Raw genomic sequence first — 21032 nt, forward strand, 5'->3', positions numbered from 1 at the left:
GAGATCGACATGAGTCGTCAAATGAGCCTGGGTGCGTTCCTCATGGCCACCGGGCACCACCTCGCCGCCTGGCGCCACCCGGATGTGCCAGCCGACCCGTTGGACTTCGCCAGCTACCGCCGCGCCGCACAAGTGGCCGAGGCGGCCTGTTTCGACGCGTTGTTCGTAGCCGACAGCGTCGCCGCGCCGACGGACGCGCTGGCCAGCCACAGCGCTCGCTCGGTGTACTTCGAGCCACTGACCCTGCTGTCGGCGCTGAGCGCGGTGACCGAGCGCATCGGCCTGATCGCCACGGCCACCACCAGTTACAACGAGCCGTATCACGTTGCACGCAAGTACGCGTCGCTGGACCATTTGTCCGGCGGGCGAGCTGGCTGGAACCTGGTCACCTCCGATGCCGCCGCCGAGGCCGGCAACTTCGGCCGCGATGCGCATATCCCGCATGCCGAACGCTATGCCCGGGCCCGTGAATTCCAGCAGGTGGTCCAGGGACTCTGGGACAGCTGGGCCGACGATGCCTTTGTGCGCGACAAGGCCAGCGGCCAGTTCCACCGCCCAGAGGCGGTGCGCACCCTTGACCATGCCGGTGAGCACTTCCGCGTCAGGGGGCCGCTGAACGTCGCCCGCTCACCCCAGGGAAGGCCGGTGCTGGTGCAGGCGGGCGCTTCAGAGGCGGGCCGTGAACTGGCTGCCGAAAGTGCCGAGGTGGTGTTCACCGCGCAACCCAGTCTGGCCCGCGCCCAGGCATTCTACAGCGACCTCAAGGGCCGCCTGGCGCGCCATGGGCGCAGCGAGGACGCACTGAAGATCATGCCCGGCGTGTTCGTCGTGGTCGGGCGCAGTGCAGCCGAGGCGCAGGCCAAGTACCAGCAATTTCAGGACCTGGTCGACCCACGCGTCGGCGTTGCCTTGCTCGGGCGGATGCTGGGCAACTTCGACCTGTCCGGCTACCCGCTGGACGGGCCGTTGCCCGACCTGCCGCCGACCCAGGACGGCCAGCGCAGCCGGCAGCAACTGCTGACCGAGCTGGCCGGGAATGAACAGCTGACCCTGGCCGAACTGGGCCGGCGCATTGCTGGCGGGCGAGGGCACTACAGCCTGGTCGGCACGCCGACGCAGATCGCCGACGAGCTCCAGGCCTGGTTCGAAGGCCATGCCGCCGATGGCTTCAACGTGCTGGTGCCGCATCTGCCCCAGGGCCTGGAGGACTTCGCCACCCAGGTGGTCCCAGAACTGCAGCGCCGTGGCCTGTTCCGTCGCCAGTACCAGGGCCGTACCTTGCGCGAGCACCTGGGGCTGGTGCGCCCCGTCAACCCATTTTTTGCCGAGCGAGGCCAACCATGAGCTACATTGCCCACCCCGAGCGCTATGCGCGCATGCCTTACCGCCGTGTCGGCCGCAGCGGCCTGGTGCTGCCGGCCCTGTCCCTGGGCCTGTGGCACAACTTTGGCGATGCCACGCCCATCGACACCCAGCGCGCCTTGCTGCGCACCGCGTTCGATGCCGGCATCAACCACTTCGACCTGGCCAACAACTACGGCCCGCCTTATGGCAGCGCCGAGACCAACTTCGGCCGCCTGCTGCGCGAAGACCTGCGCAGCCACCGCGACGAGCTGATCATCTCCAGCAAGGCCGGCTGGGATATGTGGCCGGGGCCGTACGGGCAGGGTGGCAGTTCGCGCAAGTACCTGATCTCAAGCCTCGACCAGAGCCTACAGCGCCTGGGCCTGGACTACGTGGATATCTTCTACTCGCATCGCTTCGACGCCGACACGCCGCTTGAAGAGACCGCCATTGCCCTTGCCGATATCGTGCGCCAGGGCAAGGCGCTGTACATCGGTATTTCCTCGTATTCGGCCGGCAAGACCCGCGACATCGCCGCGCTGCTGGCAGCGCTGAACGTACCGCTGCTGATTCACCAGCCTTCGTACAACCTGTTCAACCGCTGGATCGAGCATGACCTGCTCGACACCACGGCCGAACTGGGCGCCGGGGTGATCGTGTTCACCGCCCTGGCCCAAGGGCTGCTCAGCGACAAGTACCTTGATGGCATCCCGGCCGATGCACGGGTCAACCGTGCGGGCGGCGGCTCGTTGCTGCCCCAGCACCTGTCCGAGGCCAACATCGCCCGTGCCCGCGCCCTGAATGAAATCGCCCAGCGCCGTGGCCAGAGCCTGGCGCAGCTGGCACTGGCCTGGACCCTGCGTGATCCACGGGTGAGCTCGGCCCTGATCGGCGCCAGTCGGCCCGAACAGATCGTCGAGAACGTCGCCGCGCTCGACAACCTGGCGTTCAGTGCCGAAGAGCTGGCCGAGATCGACCAGTACGCCGTGGAGGGTGGAATCAACCTCTGGGAAAAACCCTCGACCGACTGGAAGGAGTGACCGATGCGCGTTGCACGCTTTGCGTTAGTTGCGCTGCTGGCCCTGGCCGGTGCGGTGCAGGCGGCAGACCCTGCCACCTTGCGCATCGGCTACCAGAAGGGCTCCATCAGCCTGGTGCTGGCCAAGCAGCACCGCCTGCTGGAGCAGCGCTTTGCCAACACCCAGGTCGAGTGGATCGAGTTTCCGGCGGGCCCACAGATGCTTGAAGCGCTGAACATCGGCAGCCTGGACATCGGCTCGACCGGCGACATCCCGCCGATTTTTGCCCAGGCCGCCGGTGCCGACCTGCTGTATATCGGTGCCGAGCCGCCGAAGCCGAAAGCCGAGGTGATCCTGGTGCCCAACGGCAGCCCGATCCATTCGGTTGCCGAGCTCAAAGGCAAGCGCATTGCCCTGCAAAAAGGTTCCAGCGCGCACAACCTGCTGCTGCGCAGCTTGGCCAAGGCTGGCCTGAGCATCCGTGACGTACAGGCGGTTTACCTGGCGCCCGCCGATGCGCGTGCGGCCTTCGAGCGTGGCAGCGTGGATGCCTGGGCCATCTGGGACCCGTTCTATTCGGCCATCGACCTGGAAGGCAAGGCGCGGTTGCTGGCCGACGGCGAAGGGCTGGGGCTGATCGGGCCCTTCATGCTAGGGGCACGGGGATATGTCGAGGCCAACGGCGAGTTCGTCAAGCAGTTGCTTGACGAGATCACCCGCGCCGAGGCGCTGACGCGCAGCGATGAGGCCGGCAGCATCCAGTTGTTGGCGCAGTTCATGGGCTTGCCACAAGAGGTGGTGCGGCGCAGCTTCAGCCATCGTCCGGCGTCGCCGGTGATCGCGGTGAGCGATGACATCGTCGCGGCGCAGCAGCGGACGGCGCAGTTGTTTTTCGAGAACCGGGTGTTACCCAAGCGCGTGGATATTGCCGGGGCGGTTTGGCGGGGAAATTGATGTAGGCCATACCGGCCCTATCGCCGGCAAGCCGGCTCCACAGGCCAGCAGCACCGCCGGCCCTTGAGTGAGCCGGCTTGCCGGCGATAGAGCCAGTGCGAGCGACCGCTCAACCTTGGGCAAACTGCAGCAGCTTGTCCCCATCCAACCGGTACCGCACCCACTCATCCTGAGGCTCGGCGCCCAGCGATTTGTAGAACCCGATCGCCGGCTCGTTCCAGTCCAGCACACTCCATTCCAATCGCCCGCAGCGGTTGTCCACGGCTTCACGGGCGATGTGCCGCAGCAGGTCGCGGCCCGCGCCACCTCCACGTTGCTCCGGAGTGATGTACAGGTCTTCCAGGTAGATGCCGTTTCGCCCCAACCACGTGGAGTAGCTGTAGAAGTACACGGCAAACCCGATCGTCCGACCCTCGCGCTCGCAGATCAGGCTGCGCACCGTACTGCCCTCGTCGAACAGGCTGTGCTCGATGTCGGCAACATTGGCGATCACTTCATGGCGCGCACGCTCGTACTCGGCCAGCTCGGTAATGAAGGCAAGGATCTGCGGGGCATCAGTGCGTACGGCAGGGCGGATGGTCAAGCTCATGCAAGGCTTCCTGGTGGTTCGGGGTGTCAGAGGCGATACAGTAATGTGTATCTGCTTAATTTAATCTAACTGTACCGGTCGGGAGCGACGGCTACTCCAGTAGTCTGACAGCACTTATAAAGATTCTGGAATGCCTGCCATGCTTGCCTCTGTCGACCTGCTCACAGCCTTCGTACTTTTTGCCTTCGTTTCGTCGATCACCCCGGGGCCAAACAACACCATGTTGCTGGCTTCGGGCGTGAACTTTGGCGTTCGCCGCTCGATCCCCCATGCGTTGGGTATCAGCATTGGCTTCATGATCATGGTGCTGGCTGTCGGCCTGGGCCTGGGCGAGGTGTTCAAGGCATGGCCGGCGTTGTACACCGTGCTGCGCTACGTGGGCGCCGCCTACTTGCTGTACCTGGCGTGGAAGATCGCCACTTCCGGGCCGCTGAGCGCCGATTCGCCCAATGCCCGCAAGCCGCTGAGCTTTCTGGGCGCGGCGGCATTTCAGTGGGTCAACCCCAAGGCCTGGGTGATGGCGGTGGGGGCCATTACCACCTACACGCCGGCCCAGGGCTACGTGATGAACGTGATCGTCGTCGCCGCCGTGTTCGCCTTGGTCAACCTGCCCAGCGTAGGGGTTTGGGTGATGTGCGGCAGTGCCCTGCGCAACCTGTTGCAGAACCCACGCTGGCTGGTGCTGTTCAATGTCCTGATGGCCTTGCTGCTGGTGATTTCGCTCTACCCCCTGCTGTTTGTAGAATCGTCGTTTTCGTAACGCGTCGAGTACAGCCAACCCATGCAGTTGATCCCCTGGTCCCACGAATGCTCCGATGGTTTCACCCTGCGCGGTTGGCGCTCACCGGCCAGTGGCAAGCCATTGCTGCATTTCTTGCACGGCAACGGCTTTTGCTGCCTGGCCTACGAGCCGATGCTGATGCGCCTGGGCGAGCATTTCGACTTGTGGCTGTGCGATGTCCAGGGGCATGGCGACAGTGACCATGGTGGTGTGTTCCGCGGCTGGAACCGCACTGCTGCGCTGGCAGCGGAGGCGTTCGAGGCGGGCCGCGGCGAGTATGGCGAGGTACCGCGTTACGCACTGGGGCACAGCTTCGGTGGCGTGCTCACCGGCTTGATCCTGGCCAGTGAGCCAGGCCTGTTCCAACGTGCGGTGCTGCTCGACCCGGTGTTGTTCAGCCGGCGCATGATCGGCGTGATGGGCGCCGCCGCGCTGGTCGGCCTGCACCGCCGGCATGCCCTGGCGCGCAAAGCCGCCAGCCGTCGCAGCCACTGGCCGGACCGCGAGGCGGCGCTGGCTTCGCTGCAGGGGCGGGGGATTTTCAAGGGCTGGAAAGACGCCGCGCTGCACGCCTACATTGAACATGCCCTCGGCGATTGCGGTGAGGGCGTGGTGCTCAAGTGCCGGCCCAGCCGTGAGGTGGAAATCTTCAGCTCGTTCCCGTCGCGAATGTGGGCACAGTTGGCGGCCATCCAGGCGCCAACCCTTGTACTGCATGGTCAGCACACCTATCCCTTCGTGCCCCATTCCGTGCAGCGGCTGACGGCCCTGAACCACCATGTCGAAGCGAGCCAGGTTGCCGGGGGGCACTGCTTCATGCAAGAAGACCCGGCCACGGCTGCACTGCAGGTGCTGGATTTCCTCCAGCGCTGACTAACTGTTCTATTGGTGGAACGATCAAAGCCATTTCCGCTGGCTACCGGTTGATTGGTCTCATTGGTAAGGTGAACCTAGCCTTAGAGAGGAGACTTCTCATGAAAAAGATCCTGGGTATTCACCGCAGCCCGCACGCCCACTGGGTCGGCGATGGCTTCCCGGTGCGCAGCCTGTTCACCTACGACAACCTGGCCAGCCAGATCAGCCCGTTCCTGCTGCTGGACTACGCGGGGCCACACGCATTCACGCCGACCACCGAGCGGCGCGGCGTTGGCCAGCATCCGCACCGCGGCTTCGAGACGGTGACCATCGTTTACCAGGGCGAGCTGGAACACCGCGACTCCACGGGTGCCGGCGGCCTGATCGGCCCGGGTGATGTGCAATGGATGACCGCCGCCAACGGCATCATCCACGAAGAGTTCCATTCCCCGGCGTTCGCCCGCAGTGGCGGCATGCTCGAGATGGTGCAGCTGTGGGTCAACCTGCCAGCGCGTGACAAGCGTGCGGCGGCGGGTTATCAGACACTGCTCGCAGCGGATATCCCTGAAGTGCCGCTTGAAGGGGACGCCGGCAGCCTGCGGGTGATTGCCGGCAGCTACCAAGGGCATCAGGGGCCTGCGCGGACCTTCACCGCGATGGACGTCTGGGACATGCGCTTGAAGGCGGGTTCGACACTGCAGCTGCCGGTCGCCGCGGGCCACAATGCTGCGCTGGTGGTGCTGCGTGGCAGCGTGCGGGTCAACGGCGAGCGTGACGCTGGGCCTTCCAGCCTGGTGTTGCTGCAACGTGCGGGTGAAGATGTGCTGATCGAGGCGCTCGAAGGCGCGAGTGTGCTGTGGCTCAGCGGCGAGCCGATCGATGAGCCGATCGTGGGCTATGGGCCCTTTGTGATGAACAGCCAGGCAGAGATCGCCGAGTCGTTCGATGATTTCCATGCCGGGCGGTTTGGGCTGATGGAGGCCGAAGCGCACTGAGTAGCTGCACCGGCCTCTTCGCGCGGCGGGCCCGCACACAAAACGTATGGGTGCGGGCTTGCCCCGCGAAAGGGCCAACACAGCCCACACAACTATTGGCATTATCATTCCAATGAACTGCATGCACGCAGTGCGCCGCACCTTCAACCCTGACGGTCACCACTCGCTGTGGCTGCGTTACCGTGCGCCCTATCATTGGCCCTCAACCCTGGCATTCTTATCAGCCCGGTGTATCCCCGGCATTGAAACCTTCAGCAACGGCATCTACCGTCGCAGCCTTGTCGTCGATGGCGAGCACGCCGTACTTGAAGCCAGGCCCGCAGCCGGCAACTGTCTCAACATCCGCCTCAGCGCCCTACCCAGTAGCAAGATTCCCGCTCTGATCGCCCGTATCCGCCGCGTCTTCGACTTGGACGCCGACCCCGCGCGCATCGCTTGCGCCTTGTCCCGCGACCCCTTGATGGCCAAGCTCTTGGCCGCCCGCCCGGGCCTGCGTGTCCCTCAAGGCTGGGACGCCTGCGAGCAAGCCATGCGTACCGTGCTCGGCCAACAGATCAGCGTGGCGGGTGCCATGACCCTGGCCGGCCGCCTGGTGGCACGCCATGGCCGGCCAATGGGCCTGCAGGCCACAGGCCTGACGCATGTATTCCCCACTGCCCAGGTACTCGCTACAGCCGAATTGGCGAACCTCGGCATGCCCCGTTCGCGCGCCGTAACCCTCGCAACCGTGGCGCGTGCGCTGCTGGAGCAACCCGGCCTGCTGCGCCCGGACCAGGCGTTGGAACCCCTGGTCACCAAACTTTGCCGCTTGAAGGGCATAGGCCCCTGGAGCGCGCAGTACCTGGCGCTGCGCCAGGCAGGTGTGCGCGATGCCTTCCCTTTGGGCGATGTGGCCCTGCTCAAGGCATTGCGCCTGCTGGAAGGGCCGCAGGTGCAATTGGCCGACCGTGCCTTGGCCTGGCACCCCTGGCGGGCTTATGCAGCGCAGCATTTGTGGGCGTCTTTGCCAGGCTGACCGCCTGTCGCCAAGTGCCATCATTGGATCGAACGGTCATGGCCCTGCACCGTTCTTCCACTAAGGTGCTAGATGATCTCCCGCATTATCATTGCCTTGGCGCATGGACGGCCGCTTGGGCATGCGAACTATCTATTGGCACCCTGCCTGACAAAGGCGTACTCACTTAACCACAGGCCATCCATAACAAGAGAGGGTCGTGACATGTCGTTGATTGGAGTTTCGATGCTGGAAATGCGCCAAATGATCGAACAGGCCTGCCTGCCTGACCGTTGTGAAGTCAGTTGCACCGACGGCGCCAGCTTGACCATCCGGCTGGGCCAGGGGCAAAGCCTGGAGGAGGGCGTTACCCTCACCGGGGTGTCATTGCAGAACCTGAACAGTTGCCGTGATGTAGTGAACCTGGTCGGCCAGCTACATGCGCTGCGTGCCAGCCACCCAGCGCCGTTGCGGGCGCTCGCCTGACCGCCCCCCGTGCCCGGTCAGCCTAGGCTGGCTGGGCGCACATATTCCGGCATCAGGCCGTTGGACCAGAACAGGATCATCGACACCAGGATGGTCACCAGCAACAGCAACCCCACTCCCCATACGCACGTTGCAAACAGCATCGCCTGTTCCTTGCGCAAGCGCAGGAAGGTCTGTAGCCCGCCGTACAACAATACAGTGGCGTAGGCAGAAGCTGCTGCCAGCACAATCAGCGCCAACCAGCGGATCGGCACCAGGCCAATAACACCGGCAAAAAACCACGGCGAGGCGCAGTAGGCCGCGAAGCCGATGCATTGGCTGAGGCTGGGTTGCACGTCAAAGCCGCGCGACATCCAGCGGATCATTACCCCCATCAGCATTACCCCGACCACGGTGGTGGCGTAGAGCAATCCGGCCAATTGCGCAGCGCTGCCCATGCTCAGGCGCACCCGTTCTTCGGCGGCCAGGCTCCAACCGAACGTGGTGGTACCTACGAATAGGCAGAGTGCGGGTATCACCGCTAATACCAGCAGACGGGGGAGGTACTGCTGCGGATGGTCTTCCTCGGCGCGACGAATGTCCATCCAGGCGTCGGAGGGGTGGGTAAAGAGCTTGAGCAACGGACTGTTCATGGCGATCTCCTGAAGGCAGAGGCCTCTAGTTATGGAGACGCGTCATTCGTGGCAGGTTCACCCCGGTTCGCCGCCGTTGATCGGCTACTGCAGCTCAACCAGCAGGTTCAGGCCGCCATCGCCGCACTTGCCCTGGTCACGCACCACGCCGTGATAGCTGCGCCCATCCCAGACGAACGCCACGCTGTGAGCGCGCTCGACCTTGTCGGGCAGTGGTGGGCAGATATGCAGACGAAGGGCAGGGCGACCCTGCAGGTTCAGCGCAGCAAGCTGGCACTGGCATTCCACGCTTTGGGCAACCGGGCCGAACAGCGTGTCGCGCACATAGTCGAGCTGCAGGTTGGCGTTAGGAGAACGGCCAGGCATCTTCATCGCGGCTGGGTTCCTGCAAAGGACCAATATCAATGGTTTGAAAGCGCATTTGCGTGGATGTTCAATCTATTTCAGGGGAGCCAATTGCCGCTGAGGGCAATGGATATCGCCCCCTGATGTGGGGTTTGCCGCGGGGGAACATTCCCCACCTTGGCTGCGTTTGATTGCCTAACCACTTGAATATGAACGATATTCGTTGGTGGCATAGTCCTTGCTGAACCTCTTGCAGAGTCCCTGTGTCCCGGAGGTGCAGCATGTCTACCCCGAACAAAGGCCCTGTCCTGACATCACTTGTACTGGCCCTGTTGGGCTGGGAGACGACCAGCGAAGCGGCTGTGCAATGCCAGCGCACCCTGGTGGCCAATGTGGTAGCCCTGGACCAGCCACTGATGTTCAACCGCCTTGGCGCGCAGAACGCCAACGGTATGATGTTCGCCCTGCGCCAGGATGTGGTGGACGAGCACCAGGTCCCGCTCAGCCAGGGCGGGGCCGCCGTGCCCGGCAAGGTCACCCTGCGCCCGGACAAACGCCCGCGCCCTATCGTGCTGCGGGTCGCCGCTGGCGACTGCCTGACGGTCAACCTGACCAACTTGTTGGCTTATCAGGCCAACCCCAATAAACACGGCATCGACCACGATGACAACGAGGTCGAAGGTGAAGAGGGGGAAGAAGCCCCGGAAGTGGAGAATGACGGAGGCGAAAACTTCGTTGCCGACGAGCAGGTGACCGACCGCCATGTGGGCTTCCAGGTGAACGGCCTGCAGGCGGTCTCCAGCATCGGCGACATCGCCGCCAACACCGGCCGCAACGGCAACTACCTGATCGCCCCTGGGGCCACCCGCAGCTATACCCTCTATGCCGAACGTGAGGGCGCCTTCGCGGCGACCAGCCTGGGCGCCACGTTTGGTGGCCAGGGCAACGGCGGCAACGTGGCCAACGGCCTGTTTGGCCAGGTGGTGGTGGTGCCCAAAGGCGGGCGCACCTACCGCAACACCCTGACCGAGGAGGAAATGCGCCTGGCCAGCACTGGCCGCGCTGCCACCGGCCAGCCCGTGGTCGACTATGAGGCGCGCTACCCGCAACTGCAGCCGTGGATCGCCGAAGGCAAGGCCGGCAAGCCGATCATCGCCATGGTCGACGGCAACGAAATCCTCAGCAGCGAAACCGACGCCATCGTCATGGGCCCTAACCCGGACGGCAGTTTCCCGCGCTCCACCTATCCGCTGGAAAGCATCAACAAGCGCAACCCGGCATTGCCCAACCGGCTGGAGGCATTCCGCGACTTCGCCTCGCAGTTCGCCGATGAAGTTGCCGCCACCCAAGCGTTCCCCGGTTACTGGGCCGACCCGGTCATGGGGCACGTGCTGGAACCTGCGCGTGACGCGTTCATGATCAACTACGGCTCGGGCGGCATGGGCGCGGAAGTCGTGGCCAACCGGCTGGGGGTCGGGCCAATGCATGACTGCCTGTCCTGCGCCTATGAGGAGTTCTTCCTAAGCGCGCATACGGTCGGTGATATCGGCACCCTGGTGGACGTCCCGGCCAACATCGGGCTGGAGCATATCCGCCCGGGCCAGACGCCACCGGCGAGCGCGGTCGGGGTCAAGGCCAACATGGCGCTGTACCCATCGGAACCGGCCAATGTGCACCACAGCTACATTGGTGATTTCACCAAGTTCCGCAACACCCACAACGGCCACGAGCAGCACATTTTCCACCTGCACGGCCACCAGTGGCTGTTCAACCCCAACGACGACAACTCCGATTACATCGACGCCCAGGGCATAGGCCCAGGTGTGGGCTACAGCTACGAAATCGCCAACGGAGGCTCGGGCAACCGCAACCGTGTCGCGGGTGACGCCATCTACCACTGCCACTTCTACCCGCACTTCGCCCAGGGCATGTGGGCCATGTGGCGGGTGCACGATGTGTTCGAGGAGGGCACCCGGCTGGAAGTCAGCGGGCAGGGCGCCAACGGCTTCCATGGCACGCCGTTCGCCTTGCGCAGCGGCAAGCCGGCGGCTGGCGCGCGGGCGCTGCCCGACGGTGAGATCATCGCCGGCACGCCGATCCCAGCCATCGTGCCGCTGCCGGGCAAGGCCATGGCGCCGATGCCGGGCAAGGTCGTGGTGGTACCGAAACTCTCCGAACAGTTGGTTGCCGAGCATGACGATGATGACGAAGGTGAAGCGCAGGGCGATGACGACCATGGCCACGCACCGGGCGCCGCCAAGGCGGTCGGCTCGCTGGCACTGGTCGACCGCAGTGAAACCAACCGCAACGCCGACGGCAGCCTGAAAAACCCAGGCTACCCGTTCTGGATCGGCGGCATGGAAAGCAGCGTTGGCCAACGCCCGCCGACCCCACCGCTGGACATGCTCGACCCCGCCTTGGCACGCCAGCTCAAGGACAGCGGCAAGGCCCTGTGGGCCAACCTCGACGCCAACCAGGTCGACGGTTGGGACGGCGGCCTCGGCCGTCATGCGCTGGACGGTGTTTCTGCCGGTGGCGAGGCTGAAGCCACCACTACCAAGCTGGACTTCTCCAAGGTGGTGCACAAGGCCAAGCCGATCTACCTGCCCGAAGAAGGCACCGACGTCGAACAGGCCGCCATGCAGTTCCACGCCAAGGCCGAGCACCCAAGCTTTGCCTTGATCCCCGGCGGCCAGCCGGTGGCCAAGGCGTTTCGTACCAACGGTGCACTGCCTACCGCCGGTGCGCCGTTCTTCGAGCCGTGCATGGACGACCGCGGCAAGCGCCTGACCCAGTCTTCGGGCACCGGTGAGTTCTTCAGCGGCGAGAGCCTGGGCGGCATCAACTTCCGCGGCGCGTCCACCTTCACCGCCGACCGCCCACGCATCTACAAGGGTGCCAATATCCAGTTCGATGCGGTGTACAACAAGGTCGGCTACCACTTCCCGCAGGCGCGCATCATTGCTCTGTGGGAAGACGCCTGGCCGGTGATCACCAAGCAGCGCCCGCCAGAGCCGCTGGTGATGCGCATGAACACCTTCGATTGCACCATGTACCAGCACACCAACCTGATCCCATCGTTCTATGAAATGGACGACTACCAGGTGCGCACCCCCACTGACGTGATCGGCCAGCACATCCATCTGCCCAAGTGGGACCTTACGGCGGCCGACGGGTCGGCCAACGGCTGGAACTACGAAGACGGCATACTTTCGCCGGGCAGCGTGGTGGAGCGTGTGCATGCCATTCGCGCGTTCAATGGCTGTGCCGAAGGCGACAGCCGCGACGGCACCGCCGCCTGTCCGAAAGCCAAGCTGCACCCGTACTTCGGCCGCTTCGGCCGGGCCGACTGGGTAGGCGCACGCACAGCCATGCAGCGCTGGTTCGCCGACCCACTGGTCAACGTGCACAACGTCGACCGTGGCCTGGGCACCATCTTCACCCATGACCACCTCGGCCCATCGACCCACCAGCAGTTGGGCCTGTACGCCACCGTGCTGGCCGAACCCGCCGGCTCTACGTGGTACCACGCCGAAACCGGCGAGCAGCTGTACAACCCGGCGCTCCGCCAGGACGGCGGCCCGACCTCGTGGCAGGCGGTGATCAAGACGGGCGACCACGACGGTGATGGCAAGAACGACAGCTACCGTGAGTTCTTCCTCGAGTACAGCGACTTCCAGCATGCTTATGAAGCTGGCGTGTATGTGGGCGCCGGCCCCGATGGCATTCCCAATGGCCAGGCCTACCCAGCCACCGCCGACAGCTTCCGCTACGCCATCAACCCACCGGTCCGGCAGAAAGCCTCGAACCTGCTGGAGTCGGTGGTCGAGTCGCGTGGTGGGTTGAACCCCGGTTGTCCGAGCCGGCCATGCCCGCAAGCGATCTCGGTGGATGACCCGGGCATGTTCGTCGTCAACTACCGCAACGAGCCGCTGGCCCTGCGCGTGTTCGACCCAAACAAGGTAGCGCCCGACGGCAAGCGCGGCATGCAGGCCGATGGCCTCGGCGGCGACCTCGGCTATGCCTTGCAAAGCCGCACCGACCGTGCCATCCCGGCGATGAACCTGGCCCCTTCGGCGATCACTTCGGCGGTCGGCCCCACCGGCGGCACCACGCTGTTCCCGCCGCACATCAACACTGCAGGCAGCGAGCCAGGCGACCCGTTCACGCCCCTGCTGCGCACCTACTCCGGCGACAATGTGCGGCTGCGTATGCATGCGGGCGGCCATGAGGAGGAGCACAACGTCACCTTGCACGGTGTCAAATGGCTGCAAAACGGCACCGGCTTCGGCAACAGCTCCAACTCGGGTTGGAAGGCCTCGCAGATGATCGGTATTTCCGAGCAACTGGGTTTCATGGCCCCGGTGTCGATGATATCCAGCTCCGCCGCCACCAACGGCGACTACCTGTACTCGCTGGATGCGGCGCTGGAAGGCTATTGGAACGGCATCTGGGGCGTCATGCGCAACTACACCGCGCAACGTGCCGACCTGTTCGCGCTGCCGAACAACCCGCAGCCGGTGGCCATGCGCAATACCGTCAACTTCGATGGCATCTGCCCGAAAACCACGGCCAACCCCACCGGCGTCGGCACCCGGGCGACGGTCAAGCGCAACTACGAGATTGTCGCCGCGCTGGCCAACGACATCCTCGAAAACCGCCACGGCGTCAGCATCAATGACCCGGCCGGCATCGGCCAACACGTCGGCGGCCCGCTGAAGGCCAACGGCGGCACGCTGGTGTTCAACAGCCGCAGAACGAGCATCCCGCAGGTGACGGTGACCGACGAGGAGGACGGCGCCACCTTCACCGTGGGCGGCCACAGCGCGCCACTGCATGACCCGACGGCCGTGCTATACGTACGCAAGGCCGACCTGGACGCCAGCACCGGCAAGCTCAAGGCCGGGGTGCCCGTGGAGCCACTGGTGCTGCGCGCCAACGCCGGTGACTGCATCAGCATCACCCTGGAGAACCGCCTGCCGCTGGTCATGCCTGACCTGCCCAGCACGGCGGTGATGCAGAATGTGGTCAAGCGCGACCGCAACGGCAGCGAAGGCTCCACCGCGTTCAACAACAACCTGATGCGGCCGTCCAGCCACGTGGGCCTGCACGCGCAGCTGCTGGCGTACGACATCACCAAGTCCGATGGCGTCAACGTCGGCCTCAACCCGGTGCAGACCGTGCCACCGCGCAACGGCAGCAGCGGCGCCTACCCGACCAAGGTGTACCAGTACTACGCCGGGCACCTGGAACGTGAAGGCAAACCCGTGCTGCAACTGGGCCGTACGGTGGACAACATCAACACCACGGCGATCGAGTTCGGTGGCCTCAACCTGACCCCGGCGGATGTCATCAAGCAGTCGCAGAAGGGCCTGGTCGGCGCCATGAGCATCCTGCCGCAAACAGCCACCTGGGCCGAGGACACCGCCAGCCGCACCCAGGCCACGGTGAAGGTCAGCGGTCAGCCGGACTACCGCGACTTCGTCACGGTCTGGCAGCGCTCGCTGAACATGCGCTGGGCTGACGGTCGCCCGGTGGAGGGGATTGCCACTGAAGGCAACGGCGTGCCCGGTGACCCGAAAGACAACGGCAACATGGCCATCAACTACAAGACCGAGCCACTCTGGCTGCGCTTTGGCCTGGCGCCGGATGCACCGTTCGGCCATGCCGATGGCTTTGGCTTCGCCGATGTGCCGAACGCGCACATGGCCTACAGCAATGCCCTGGTGGGCGGTGACCCGCAAACCCCGGTACTGTGGGCCAAGCCTGGGCAGCCGGTGCGCAACCACGTGGTGATGCCCAGTGGTGGCAGCCGTGGCATCACCTACCAGCTCGACGGGCACCTGTGGCCGCTGCACGCTTACCAGGCCGAGAAGAGCGACCTTGACGGGTACCCGATGAGCCTGCCTGGCATCGGCTCGGTGCGTTTCGGCTACAACCCGATGTCGATGTACATCGGCGCCCAGGAGAGCGTGCTGCCTGCCGCGCACTTCAGCTTCATGCTGCCCAGTGCCGGGGGCGCCAATGGCGTGCCGGGCGACTACCTGTTCCGCGACTATGCCGCTTACGGCAACACCTCGGGGCTGTGGGGGATCTTGCGGGTGACCAACGACCCACCGCCGGCCATTGCGCCTGCGCAATAGCACAGCAATGCCCAGGGATGGATGCACACAGGGAACCAGGCCACGGGAGCGTTCCAGTGGCCTGGTTGTCTGGGTTACCAGCTGATCTTGGTAACGGTAGGCAGTAGTACGCCCCCGCCGGTTGAAGTGCCTGCGAAGTTAGGTGCCAGTGCAGAGAAGTTGACGGCCCATGCTACGGCGCCACTCAGGTCATTGTCCCCGCTCCAGTAGTTGGTATTGCTGGCCCACCCCAGAATCGCAGGCACTGATCGACTTAGGTCTTCGTCCTTGTACTGTTCCCAGAACCACCTCATTTGTTCCCGAGTCAGGGCATAGTACTCGGGGCGGTTTCTGTCCTGGCTGTCTGATGACCAGGGAACTGCTCGGCCTTGCTCGACAAGCCTCATTGTCCCCTTGAAGGTAATGGTGTAACTGGCTGTCCGGCCTTTGTCGTCGGTGACCGTGATGATCGCCGAACCGATGCCTGCGGCCACCACCTTCCCGGTTGTGCTCACGACTGCAACCGCTAGGTTGTTCGATGAATAGGCATACGAGGGCGTGCCGCCTTCAACAACCGTCTGGAATGAGGCATTGGATGCGGGGGTGGGGCTAATCGGGACGCGTCCCCGAGCGATGATGTAGCTGGGATGCAGGACCTGTTCCTGATCGGCGTTGACGCGCAATGCGTTGGTCACTTTGACGTTCAGGGGCGCGGATAGTCGGGACGATGTCGCAGGTGATGTTTCAGTGATTGCATTCATGTTGGCTCCGGGGTCTGTGGGGACGCAGGCCTGAGTATTGCCAGATTCGAACTCCCTCGAAACTGGTAAAAATGCCAGGTCCCGCCAACAGGAGCGCACCCGCCAACGGCCCCCGCCTTTGGGGCATGCCCCGGGGCTTGCTCCCCACCGTTCTCCGGTTGTTGCGCTAACCCGCTCTTATTCAATCAGTTTTTTGATGGCATAGCGTTTGCTACTGCACTCCACAGAATAATAAGCCTCGTGGAGGTGCTGCATGGTCGTCCCACCCAAACCCGCCGTCCCATGTACGCCCGTGTCGAAGAGGGCGCTGCCATGAAGCTCAAACTGCGCCCGGTATACGCCGGCCTGCTGCTGAGCATGGCCCTGATCGGCCTCGGGGTCGCTTATGAAGAGCTCTGGTGCGACCCGCGCGAGCTGCTGCAGGCGCCTGCCGACCCCCAGGCCCTGCACCGGCTCAGCCGCGACGGTGTGACCGTGGAGTTCGAAGCCCGGCCGCTGGCCGGTGGCGAGCTGCGCGAAGGTGCCTTCGCCAACATTCGCTTCAAGGTCACCGACCAGAACAGCGGCCAGCCGCTGTCGGGCATGGCGCCGGGGGCGTGGATCGACCCGGCGCAGGCAGCCCCGCTGGAAAGCACCCGTGACCAGAGCTGCAAGGCCCGGGTTGCGCTGTTTCTCAAGAGCAGCATCGGTGCGCGGCCGTTGCTGGACCTGAACAGTTATTTTCTGCTGGTGCTGAACAAGGATGCCAGCCTGACGGTGATCGACCCGACCGTGTCGGTGGGCGGCGTCACCAGCACCCTGGCGCGAATCGACCTGCCGGGCCGGCCCATGGACTGGGTGGCCACCGGTGACGACAAGCAGGTGTTCGTGTCGATTCCCGAACGCGGCAAGGTGGCGGTGATCGACACCGAGACCTTCACCCGCGTGGCCAGCCTCGAGGCCGGCGAAATGCCGTTGCGCGTGGCCCTGCAACCGGACCAGCACCGGCTGTGGGTCGGCAATAACAGTGATGATCCGGCCAAGGGCGGGGTGACGGTGATCGATGTGCCGGGCCGCACCACGCTGAAGAGCTTCGCCACCGGCTCCGGGCACCACGAAATCGCCTTCAGCGCCGATTCGCGCTACGCCTACATCAGCAACCGCGACGGTGGCACCCTGAGCATCATCGACATCCCCGAGATGCGCCTGGTGAAAACCCTGGAGGTCGGCCCCCACCCGCTGGCAGTGGCCTATTCGCCACTGTCCCAGGCGGTGTACGTGAGTGATGGTTCGGAAGGCACCGTGCGGGTATACGATGCCCGCAACCACCAGTTGCGCCACACGGTGCAGGCCGAACAGGGCTTGGGGCCGATGCGTTTCAGTGGCGATGGGCGCTACGGCATCGTGCTCAACACCCTGGAAAACCAGGCCCTGGTGATCGACGCCAGTACCGACAAGCTGATCCACCGCATCCCGGTGGCGGCAGAACCGTACCAGCTGACGTTCACCAAAGGCTATGCCTACGTGCGCGGCCTGGCCTCTTCGAAAGTCAGCATGATCAACCTAGGCAGCCTGGGCGAGGGGCGCACGCCGATCGTCCAGGGTTTCGAGGCCGGCCCGGCCGCACCGCGCCAGGCGGGTGATTTGCCGCTGGCACAAGGCTTGTCGGTGTCGCGCGACGACAATTCGGTGTTCGTGGTCAACCCGGTGGACAACACCACCTACTTCTACGCCGAGGGCATGAACGCGCCGATGTCCGGCTACAACAACCGCGGCCATCAGGCCCGCGCGGCCCTCGTCATCGACCGCAGCCTGCGCGAGCTGGCGCCAGGGGTGTACGGCTCGACGGTTAAAATGCCGGCGGCCGGCAATTTCGATGTGGCGTTTCTGCTCAACCAGCCACAGATCATTCACTGCTTCAGCACCGATGTGGCCGCCGCGCCCGACGCCAGCAAGCGCAAGGGCGCGCATGCCGAGTTCATCGGCCTCGATCAGCCGCTGCCGCAGCACAGCGCCTTCACCGCCAAGGTGCGCATTGTCGGCGACGATGGCCGCCCGCGGGTGGGCCTGGACGACCTGACCCTGCGCTATTTCCTGGCCCCCTCATCGATGCCGCGCAACCTGCGCCTGGAAGAGGTGGGCGAGGGCGTGTACCAGGCCGCACTGCAACTACCTGAAGCTGGCGCCTGGTACCTGCATGTGCAGTCGCCGTCGCTCGGGCGCAAGTTCACCGAAGACAACTACACCAGCCTGCGCGTCCTGCCCGCCGCAGCGTCTGCCGCTTCCCCCACTGAAGTGAGGAATGTGCGATGAACGCCACGCATTCTTGCAAGTTGCTTGCCCTGAGCCTGGCCCTGGCGGGCTTCAGCAACCTGGCCCTGGCCCACGCTGGCCACGACCACAACGGCCCGGCCGAACCGCAGGCGGCGGCGCGCCAGGAAAAGGCCAGCGTGCGCTTTGCCGATGTCCCGCTGCTGGACCAGAACGGCATGCCGGTGCGCCTGGAAAAAGACCTGGTCGGCGAGCACCTGGTGGTGATGGGCTTCATCTACACCAGCTGCACGACGGTGTGCCCGGTGGTGTCGTCGATCATGGGCAAGGTCCAGCAACAATTGGGGGGGCGCGTGGGCGAGGAAATCCGCCTGGTGTCGATCAGCGTCGACCCGCAGCGTGACGACGCCAAGCGCCTGCAACGTTATGCCAAGGCCTTTCAGCACGGGCCTGGGTGGAGCTGGCTGACCGGCTCGCAGTACGCCATTACCGAGACCCTCAAAGGCCTAGGCAGCTTCAGTGCCGACCTCCGCCAGCATCCGCCGCTGATCCTGGTGGGGGACGGGCGCAGCGGCCACTGGACGCGCTACTACGGTTTCACCGACCCCGCCGTGCTGATCGGGGAGATCAACCGCCTTAGCGCCCGCCGGGTACATGCCAAAAGTACCGCCATTGCTGAACATCAGGAGGTGCAACCATGAGCAGCCAAACCTCGCATCATGCCGCCATGCGCAGCTTTGACTGGCTGGTGCTGGCCGCTTGCCTGTGGATCTTCGCCTCGGTCGCCATGGCCCACGACGGCCACGCCGCGCGCGAACCCAGCCCGCAACCGGCGCCACCGACCATGGCCAGCGGCGGCGGTACCCGCGATGCCCAGACCTGGTTCACCGAGACGGTGCTGCAGGACCAGAACGGCCGCGAACTGCGCTTTTACAGTGATGTGCTCAAGGACAAGGTGGTGATGCTCAACGTGATCTTCACCCACTGCACCGATGCCTGCCCGCTGATCACCCGCAAGCTGCGCGAAGTCCGTGAGGCCATGGGGCCGGCACTGGCCAGCCAGGTGACCTTCGTGTCGATCAGCAGCGACCCGCTCAACGACACCCCGGCGGCGCTCAAGGCGTTTGCCGAAAAGCAGGGGGTAGACAGCGCCAATTGGCTGTTCCTGACCGGCGACAAAGCCAATGTCGACCTGGTGCTCGGCCGCATCGGCCAGTTCCTGCCCAGCCCCGAGCAGCATTCGACCCAGCTGATTGCCGGTGACGTGGCCGGCAAGCGCTGGAGCAAGATCCGGCCGGATGCGCCGCCCGCGGCCATCGCCCAGCGGATGCAGTTACTGACCCAGCCCCTGGCCGGGCGCTGAGCCATGAACACCACTAGAGCCTTGGCCCTGCTGCTGACGCTCAGTCTATGCGGCCAAGCCTTTGCTATGGACCTCACCCCCCAGGAGCAGGCCGGCAAACGCCTTTACCGCGAAGGCGTTTCCAGCAGCGACGCCCAACTCACCGCCCGGGTCGGCGCCAGCGACATGAACGTCCCCGCCAGTGTATTGCCTTGCGCCAGTTGCCACGGCAACGACGGCCGCGGCCGCACCGAAGGTGGGGTCCGCCCACCGAGCCTCGACTGGCAGCGCCTGGCCCTGGGCCAAGGCCTGCGGCAGACCAACGGCCGTAGCTACCCAGCCTACGCCGACGCCAGCCTGGCCCGCGCCATCGCGCACGGCGTCGACCCAGCCGGCAACCGTCTGGACTCAGCCATGCCGCGCTTCGAGCTGACCCAGGCCGACCAGCGCAACCTCACCGCCTACCTGAAACGCCTGGCTGAAGACCGTGACCCGGGCGTGGAAGAAGAGGTGCTACGGCTTGGCACTCTATTGCCCACAAAAGGGCCGCTGGCCGAAGCTGGGCATGTAGTGCGCGCCGTGCTCGAGGACGGCGTGGCGCAGCTCAACCAGCAAGGTGGTATTCATGGACGGCGTCTGGAACTGCGCGTGGCCGACCCTGGCATCGACCACGCCAGTGCCGAGCAAGCGTTGCAGCAGCTGCTGGGTCAGGATCAGCCTTTTGCCCTGATCAGCCCACTGGCGCCTGTGCTCGACCAGCGCCTGACCGCGGTACTTGAGCAGCAAGGCCTGCCCTTGATCGGCAACACGCCGCGCAGCGGTGGCAGCGCACAGATTTTCGACCCGTTGCCAGGCATCGCCACGCAGTTGCTGAGCCTGGCCGCGCATGCCCGCACCTCCCTGGGGCTGGCGCCCGACGGGCTGCATGTGGTGTACGCCGGCAACGACCAAGCGGGGCTGGCCGAGCAGGTGCGCGAGCGGCTGCAACAGCAGGGCTGGTCACCGCCACCGATCGAGGTGTTCACCGGCCAGGCGGTGCAGGGGCAGGGGGTTGTCTTCCTCGGCCGCGCCCAGGCCTTTGCCGAGTTGGCTGCGGCATTACAGGCGGCAGGCCGTGCCCCCTATCTGCTCGCCGCCTCCAGCCAGGTGGCCAGTGCTGTGGGCACGCTGCCGGCGCACTGGTCGGAGCGGCTGTTCCTGGCCTATCCGTTCGTGCCCGGCGACTGGACCACGCAGGGCATGGCGACCTTGGCCGGCCTGCAGCAGCGCCAAGGCCTCGACCCGCGCCAGGCGTCGCTGCAGGTCAACACCCTGTGCGCCCTGCGCCTGCTGACCGAGGCCCTCAAACAGATCGGTCGCGATGCCAGCCGCGAGCGCCTGATCGCGGCCCTGGAAGGCTTGCATGACGTCGACACCGGGCTGACCCCGGCACTCGGTTTCGGCCCCGGCCGGCGCCAGGGCATGGCGGGAGCCCATGTGGTCGCAGTGGCGCTGCCCGGGCCGCGTTTCACCTCTGTAGCCCCTTACCGGCCTGTGCCGGACAGCCCTTGAGCGGAGGTTGCC

The 21032-nt window shown here is 65.1% G+C and carries 17 protein-coding genes; 13 read left to right on the top strand and 4 right to left on the bottom strand.

The genetic code is table 11. The annotated features are described in order from the left end of the window. Positions 1–9: 9 nt before the first annotated feature. Genes ACIPIJ_RS23315 through ACIPIJ_RS23325 form a run of 3 tightly spaced genes read left to right on the top strand, consistent with a single transcriptional unit; the run spans position 10 to position 3317 of the window. A complete protein-coding gene (locus ACIPIJ_RS23315; protein WP_401081040.1) occupies positions 10–1344 on the top strand; it encodes an LLM class flavin-dependent oxidoreductase in 1335 nt (444 codons plus the stop codon). After that, entirely contained in the window at positions 1341–2384 is a 1044-nt protein-coding gene (gene mgrA / locus ACIPIJ_RS23320) for an L-glyceraldehyde 3-phosphate reductase (protein ID WP_401081042.1), read from the top strand. The genes ACIPIJ_RS23315 and mgrA overlap by 4 nt, the downstream gene beginning before the upstream one ends. A gap of 3 nt (positions 2385–2387) precedes the next feature. Further along, positions 2388–3317, top strand: coding sequence for an aliphatic sulfonate ABC transporter substrate-binding protein (locus ACIPIJ_RS23325; RefSeq protein ID WP_401081045.1), 930 nt, complete (start codon positions 2388–2390; stop codon positions 3315–3317). A 109-nt stretch (positions 3318–3426) separates the two neighbouring features. Here the strand turns inward: ACIPIJ_RS23325 and ACIPIJ_RS23330 are convergent, their stop codons facing one another. Beyond that, positions 3427–3906 (bottom strand): GNAT family N-acetyltransferase, encoded by a 480-nt coding sequence (locus tag ACIPIJ_RS23330; RefSeq protein WP_401081048.1) that lies wholly within the window; start codon positions 3904–3906, stop codon positions 3427–3429. Positions 3907–4036: 130 nt separating this feature from the next. Between ACIPIJ_RS23330 and ACIPIJ_RS23335 the strand changes: the two genes are divergently transcribed. The 5 genes from ACIPIJ_RS23335 (at position 4037) to ACIPIJ_RS23355 (ending at position 8017) form a co-directional block, all read left to right on the top strand. Continuing rightward, positions 4037–4666 (top strand): LysE family translocator, encoded by a 630-nt coding sequence (locus ACIPIJ_RS23335; protein ID WP_401081051.1) that lies wholly within the window; start codon positions 4037–4039, stop codon positions 4664–4666. A 21-nt stretch (positions 4667–4687) separates the two neighbouring features. Continuing rightward, complete coding sequence (locus tag ACIPIJ_RS23340; RefSeq protein WP_401081054.1) at positions 4688–5560, top strand: alpha/beta fold hydrolase; 873 nt, start codon at positions 4688–4690, stop codon at positions 5558–5560. A gap of 101 nt (positions 5561–5661) precedes the next feature. Further along, on the top strand, positions 5662–6537 hold the full coding sequence (locus ACIPIJ_RS23345) for a pirin family protein (protein WP_401081056.1): 876 nt from the start codon (positions 5662–5664) through the stop codon (positions 6535–6537). 121 nt (positions 6538–6658) lie between these two features. Further along, a complete protein-coding gene (locus tag ACIPIJ_RS23350) occupies positions 6659–7552 on the top strand; it encodes a DNA-3-methyladenine glycosylase family protein (RefSeq protein WP_401081059.1) in 894 nt (297 codons plus the stop codon). Positions 7553–7756: 204 nt separating this feature from the next. After that, on the top strand, positions 7757–8017 hold the full coding sequence (locus ACIPIJ_RS23355) for a DUF1652 domain-containing protein (protein ID WP_401081062.1): 261 nt from the start codon (positions 7757–7759) through the stop codon (positions 8015–8017). Between the two features lie 17 nt (positions 8018–8034). On the opposite strand, the gene ACIPIJ_RS23360 is transcribed toward ACIPIJ_RS23355, so the two are convergent. Beyond that, positions 8035–8649 (bottom strand): Yip1 family protein, encoded by a 615-nt coding sequence (locus ACIPIJ_RS23360; RefSeq protein WP_401081065.1) that lies wholly within the window; start codon positions 8647–8649, stop codon positions 8035–8037. 84 nt (positions 8650–8733) lie between these two features. Then, entirely contained in the window at positions 8734–9021 is a 288-nt protein-coding gene (locus ACIPIJ_RS23365) for a hypothetical protein (RefSeq protein WP_401081066.1), read from the bottom strand. A 254-nt stretch (positions 9022–9275) separates the two neighbouring features. Here ACIPIJ_RS23365 and mnxG point away from each other — a divergent pair, with 254 nt between their 5' ends. Continuing rightward, positions 9276–15137 (top strand): manganese-oxidizing multicopper oxidase MnxG, encoded by a 5862-nt coding sequence (gene mnxG, locus ACIPIJ_RS23370; RefSeq protein WP_401081068.1) that lies wholly within the window; start codon positions 9276–9278, stop codon positions 15135–15137. A 74-nt stretch (positions 15138–15211) separates the two neighbouring features. Here mnxG and ACIPIJ_RS23375 read toward each other — a convergent pair whose 3' ends face one another. Beyond that, on the bottom strand, positions 15212–15877 hold the full coding sequence (locus ACIPIJ_RS23375) for a hypothetical protein (protein WP_401081071.1): 666 nt from the start codon (positions 15875–15877) through the stop codon (positions 15212–15214). Positions 15878–16189: 312 nt separating this feature from the next. Between ACIPIJ_RS23375 and ACIPIJ_RS23380 the strand changes: the two genes are divergently transcribed. Genes ACIPIJ_RS23380 through ACIPIJ_RS23395 form a run of 4 tightly spaced genes read left to right on the top strand, consistent with a single transcriptional unit; the run spans position 16190 to position 21020 of the window. Beyond that, the gene (locus ACIPIJ_RS23380) at positions 16190–18169 is read left to right on the top strand and encodes a beta-propeller fold lactonase family protein (protein WP_401081074.1); all 1980 of its coding nucleotides are present in this window, start codon (positions 16190–16192) and stop codon (positions 18167–18169) included. Further along, entirely contained in the window at positions 18166–18828 is a 663-nt protein-coding gene (locus ACIPIJ_RS23385) for an SCO family protein (RefSeq protein WP_401081077.1), read from the top strand. The genes ACIPIJ_RS23380 and ACIPIJ_RS23385 overlap by 4 nt, the downstream gene beginning before the upstream one ends. Continuing rightward, the gene (locus ACIPIJ_RS23390) at positions 18825–19490 is read left to right on the top strand and encodes an SCO family protein (protein ID WP_401081079.1); all 666 of its coding nucleotides are present in this window, start codon (positions 18825–18827) and stop codon (positions 19488–19490) included. Before ACIPIJ_RS23385 ends, ACIPIJ_RS23390 begins: the two co-directional genes overlap by 4 nt. 3 nt (positions 19491–19493) lie before the next feature. After that, positions 19494–21020, top strand: coding sequence for an ABC transporter substrate-binding protein (locus ACIPIJ_RS23395; protein ID WP_401081082.1), 1527 nt, complete (start codon positions 19494–19496; stop codon positions 21018–21020). Positions 21021–21032 lie beyond the last annotated feature (12 nt).

This window comes from Pseudomonas sp. NPDC087185, assembly GCF_044744955.1.
Classification (GTDB): domain Bacteria; phylum Pseudomonadota; class Gammaproteobacteria; order Pseudomonadales; family Pseudomonadaceae; genus Aquipseudomonas.

Excerpts from the sequence above, each read along its gene's own strand:
- ACIPIJ_RS23360 (WP_401081065.1), bottom strand. The coding sequence starts at position 8,649 with ATGAACAGTCCGTTGCTCAAGCTCTTTACCCACCCCTCCGACGCCTGG.
- ACIPIJ_RS23365 (WP_401081066.1), bottom strand. The coding sequence starts at position 9,021 with ATGAAGATGCCTGGCCGTTCTCCTAACGCCAACCTGCAGCTCGACTAT.
- ACIPIJ_RS23350 (WP_401081059.1), top strand. The coding sequence starts at position 6,659 with ATGCACGCAGTGCGCCGCACCTTCAACCCTGACGGTCACCACTCGCTG.
- ACIPIJ_RS23340 (WP_401081054.1), top strand. The coding sequence starts at position 4,688 with ATGCAGTTGATCCCCTGGTCCCACGAATGCTCCGATGGTTTCACCCTG.
- ACIPIJ_RS23395 (WP_401081082.1), top strand. The coding sequence starts at position 19,494 with ATGAACACCACTAGAGCCTTGGCCCTGCTGCTGACGCTCAGTCTATGC.
- ACIPIJ_RS23355 (WP_401081062.1), top strand. The coding sequence starts at position 7,757 with ATGTCGTTGATTGGAGTTTCGATGCTGGAAATGCGCCAAATGATCGAA.
- ACIPIJ_RS23380 (WP_401081074.1), top strand. The coding sequence starts at position 16,190 with ATGAAGCTCAAACTGCGCCCGGTATACGCCGGCCTGCTGCTGAGCATG.
- ACIPIJ_RS23345 (WP_401081056.1), top strand. The coding sequence starts at position 5,662 with ATGAAAAAGATCCTGGGTATTCACCGCAGCCCGCACGCCCACTGGGTC.
- ACIPIJ_RS23385 (WP_401081077.1), top strand. The coding sequence starts at position 18,166 with ATGAACGCCACGCATTCTTGCAAGTTGCTTGCCCTGAGCCTGGCCCTG.
- ACIPIJ_RS23335 (WP_401081051.1), top strand. The coding sequence starts at position 4,037 with ATGCCTGCCATGCTTGCCTCTGTCGACCTGCTCACAGCCTTCGTACTT.
- ACIPIJ_RS23390 (WP_401081079.1), top strand. The coding sequence starts at position 18,825 with ATGAGCAGCCAAACCTCGCATCATGCCGCCATGCGCAGCTTTGACTGG.
- mgrA (WP_401081042.1), top strand. The coding sequence starts at position 1,341 with ATGAGCTACATTGCCCACCCCGAGCGCTATGCGCGCATGCCTTACCGC.
- ACIPIJ_RS23375 (WP_401081071.1), bottom strand. The coding sequence starts at position 15,877 with ATGAATGCAATCACTGAAACATCACCTGCGACATCGTCCCGACTATCC.
- ACIPIJ_RS23325 (WP_401081045.1), top strand. The coding sequence starts at position 2,388 with ATGCGCGTTGCACGCTTTGCGTTAGTTGCGCTGCTGGCCCTGGCCGGT.
- ACIPIJ_RS23330 (WP_401081048.1), bottom strand. The coding sequence starts at position 3,906 with ATGAGCTTGACCATCCGCCCTGCCGTACGCACTGATGCCCCGCAGATC.
- mnxG (WP_401081068.1), top strand. The coding sequence starts at position 9,276 with ATGTCTACCCCGAACAAAGGCCCTGTCCTGACATCACTTGTACTGGCC.
- ACIPIJ_RS23315 (WP_401081040.1), top strand. The coding sequence starts at position 10 with ATGAGTCGTCAAATGAGCCTGGGTGCGTTCCTCATGGCCACCGGGCAC.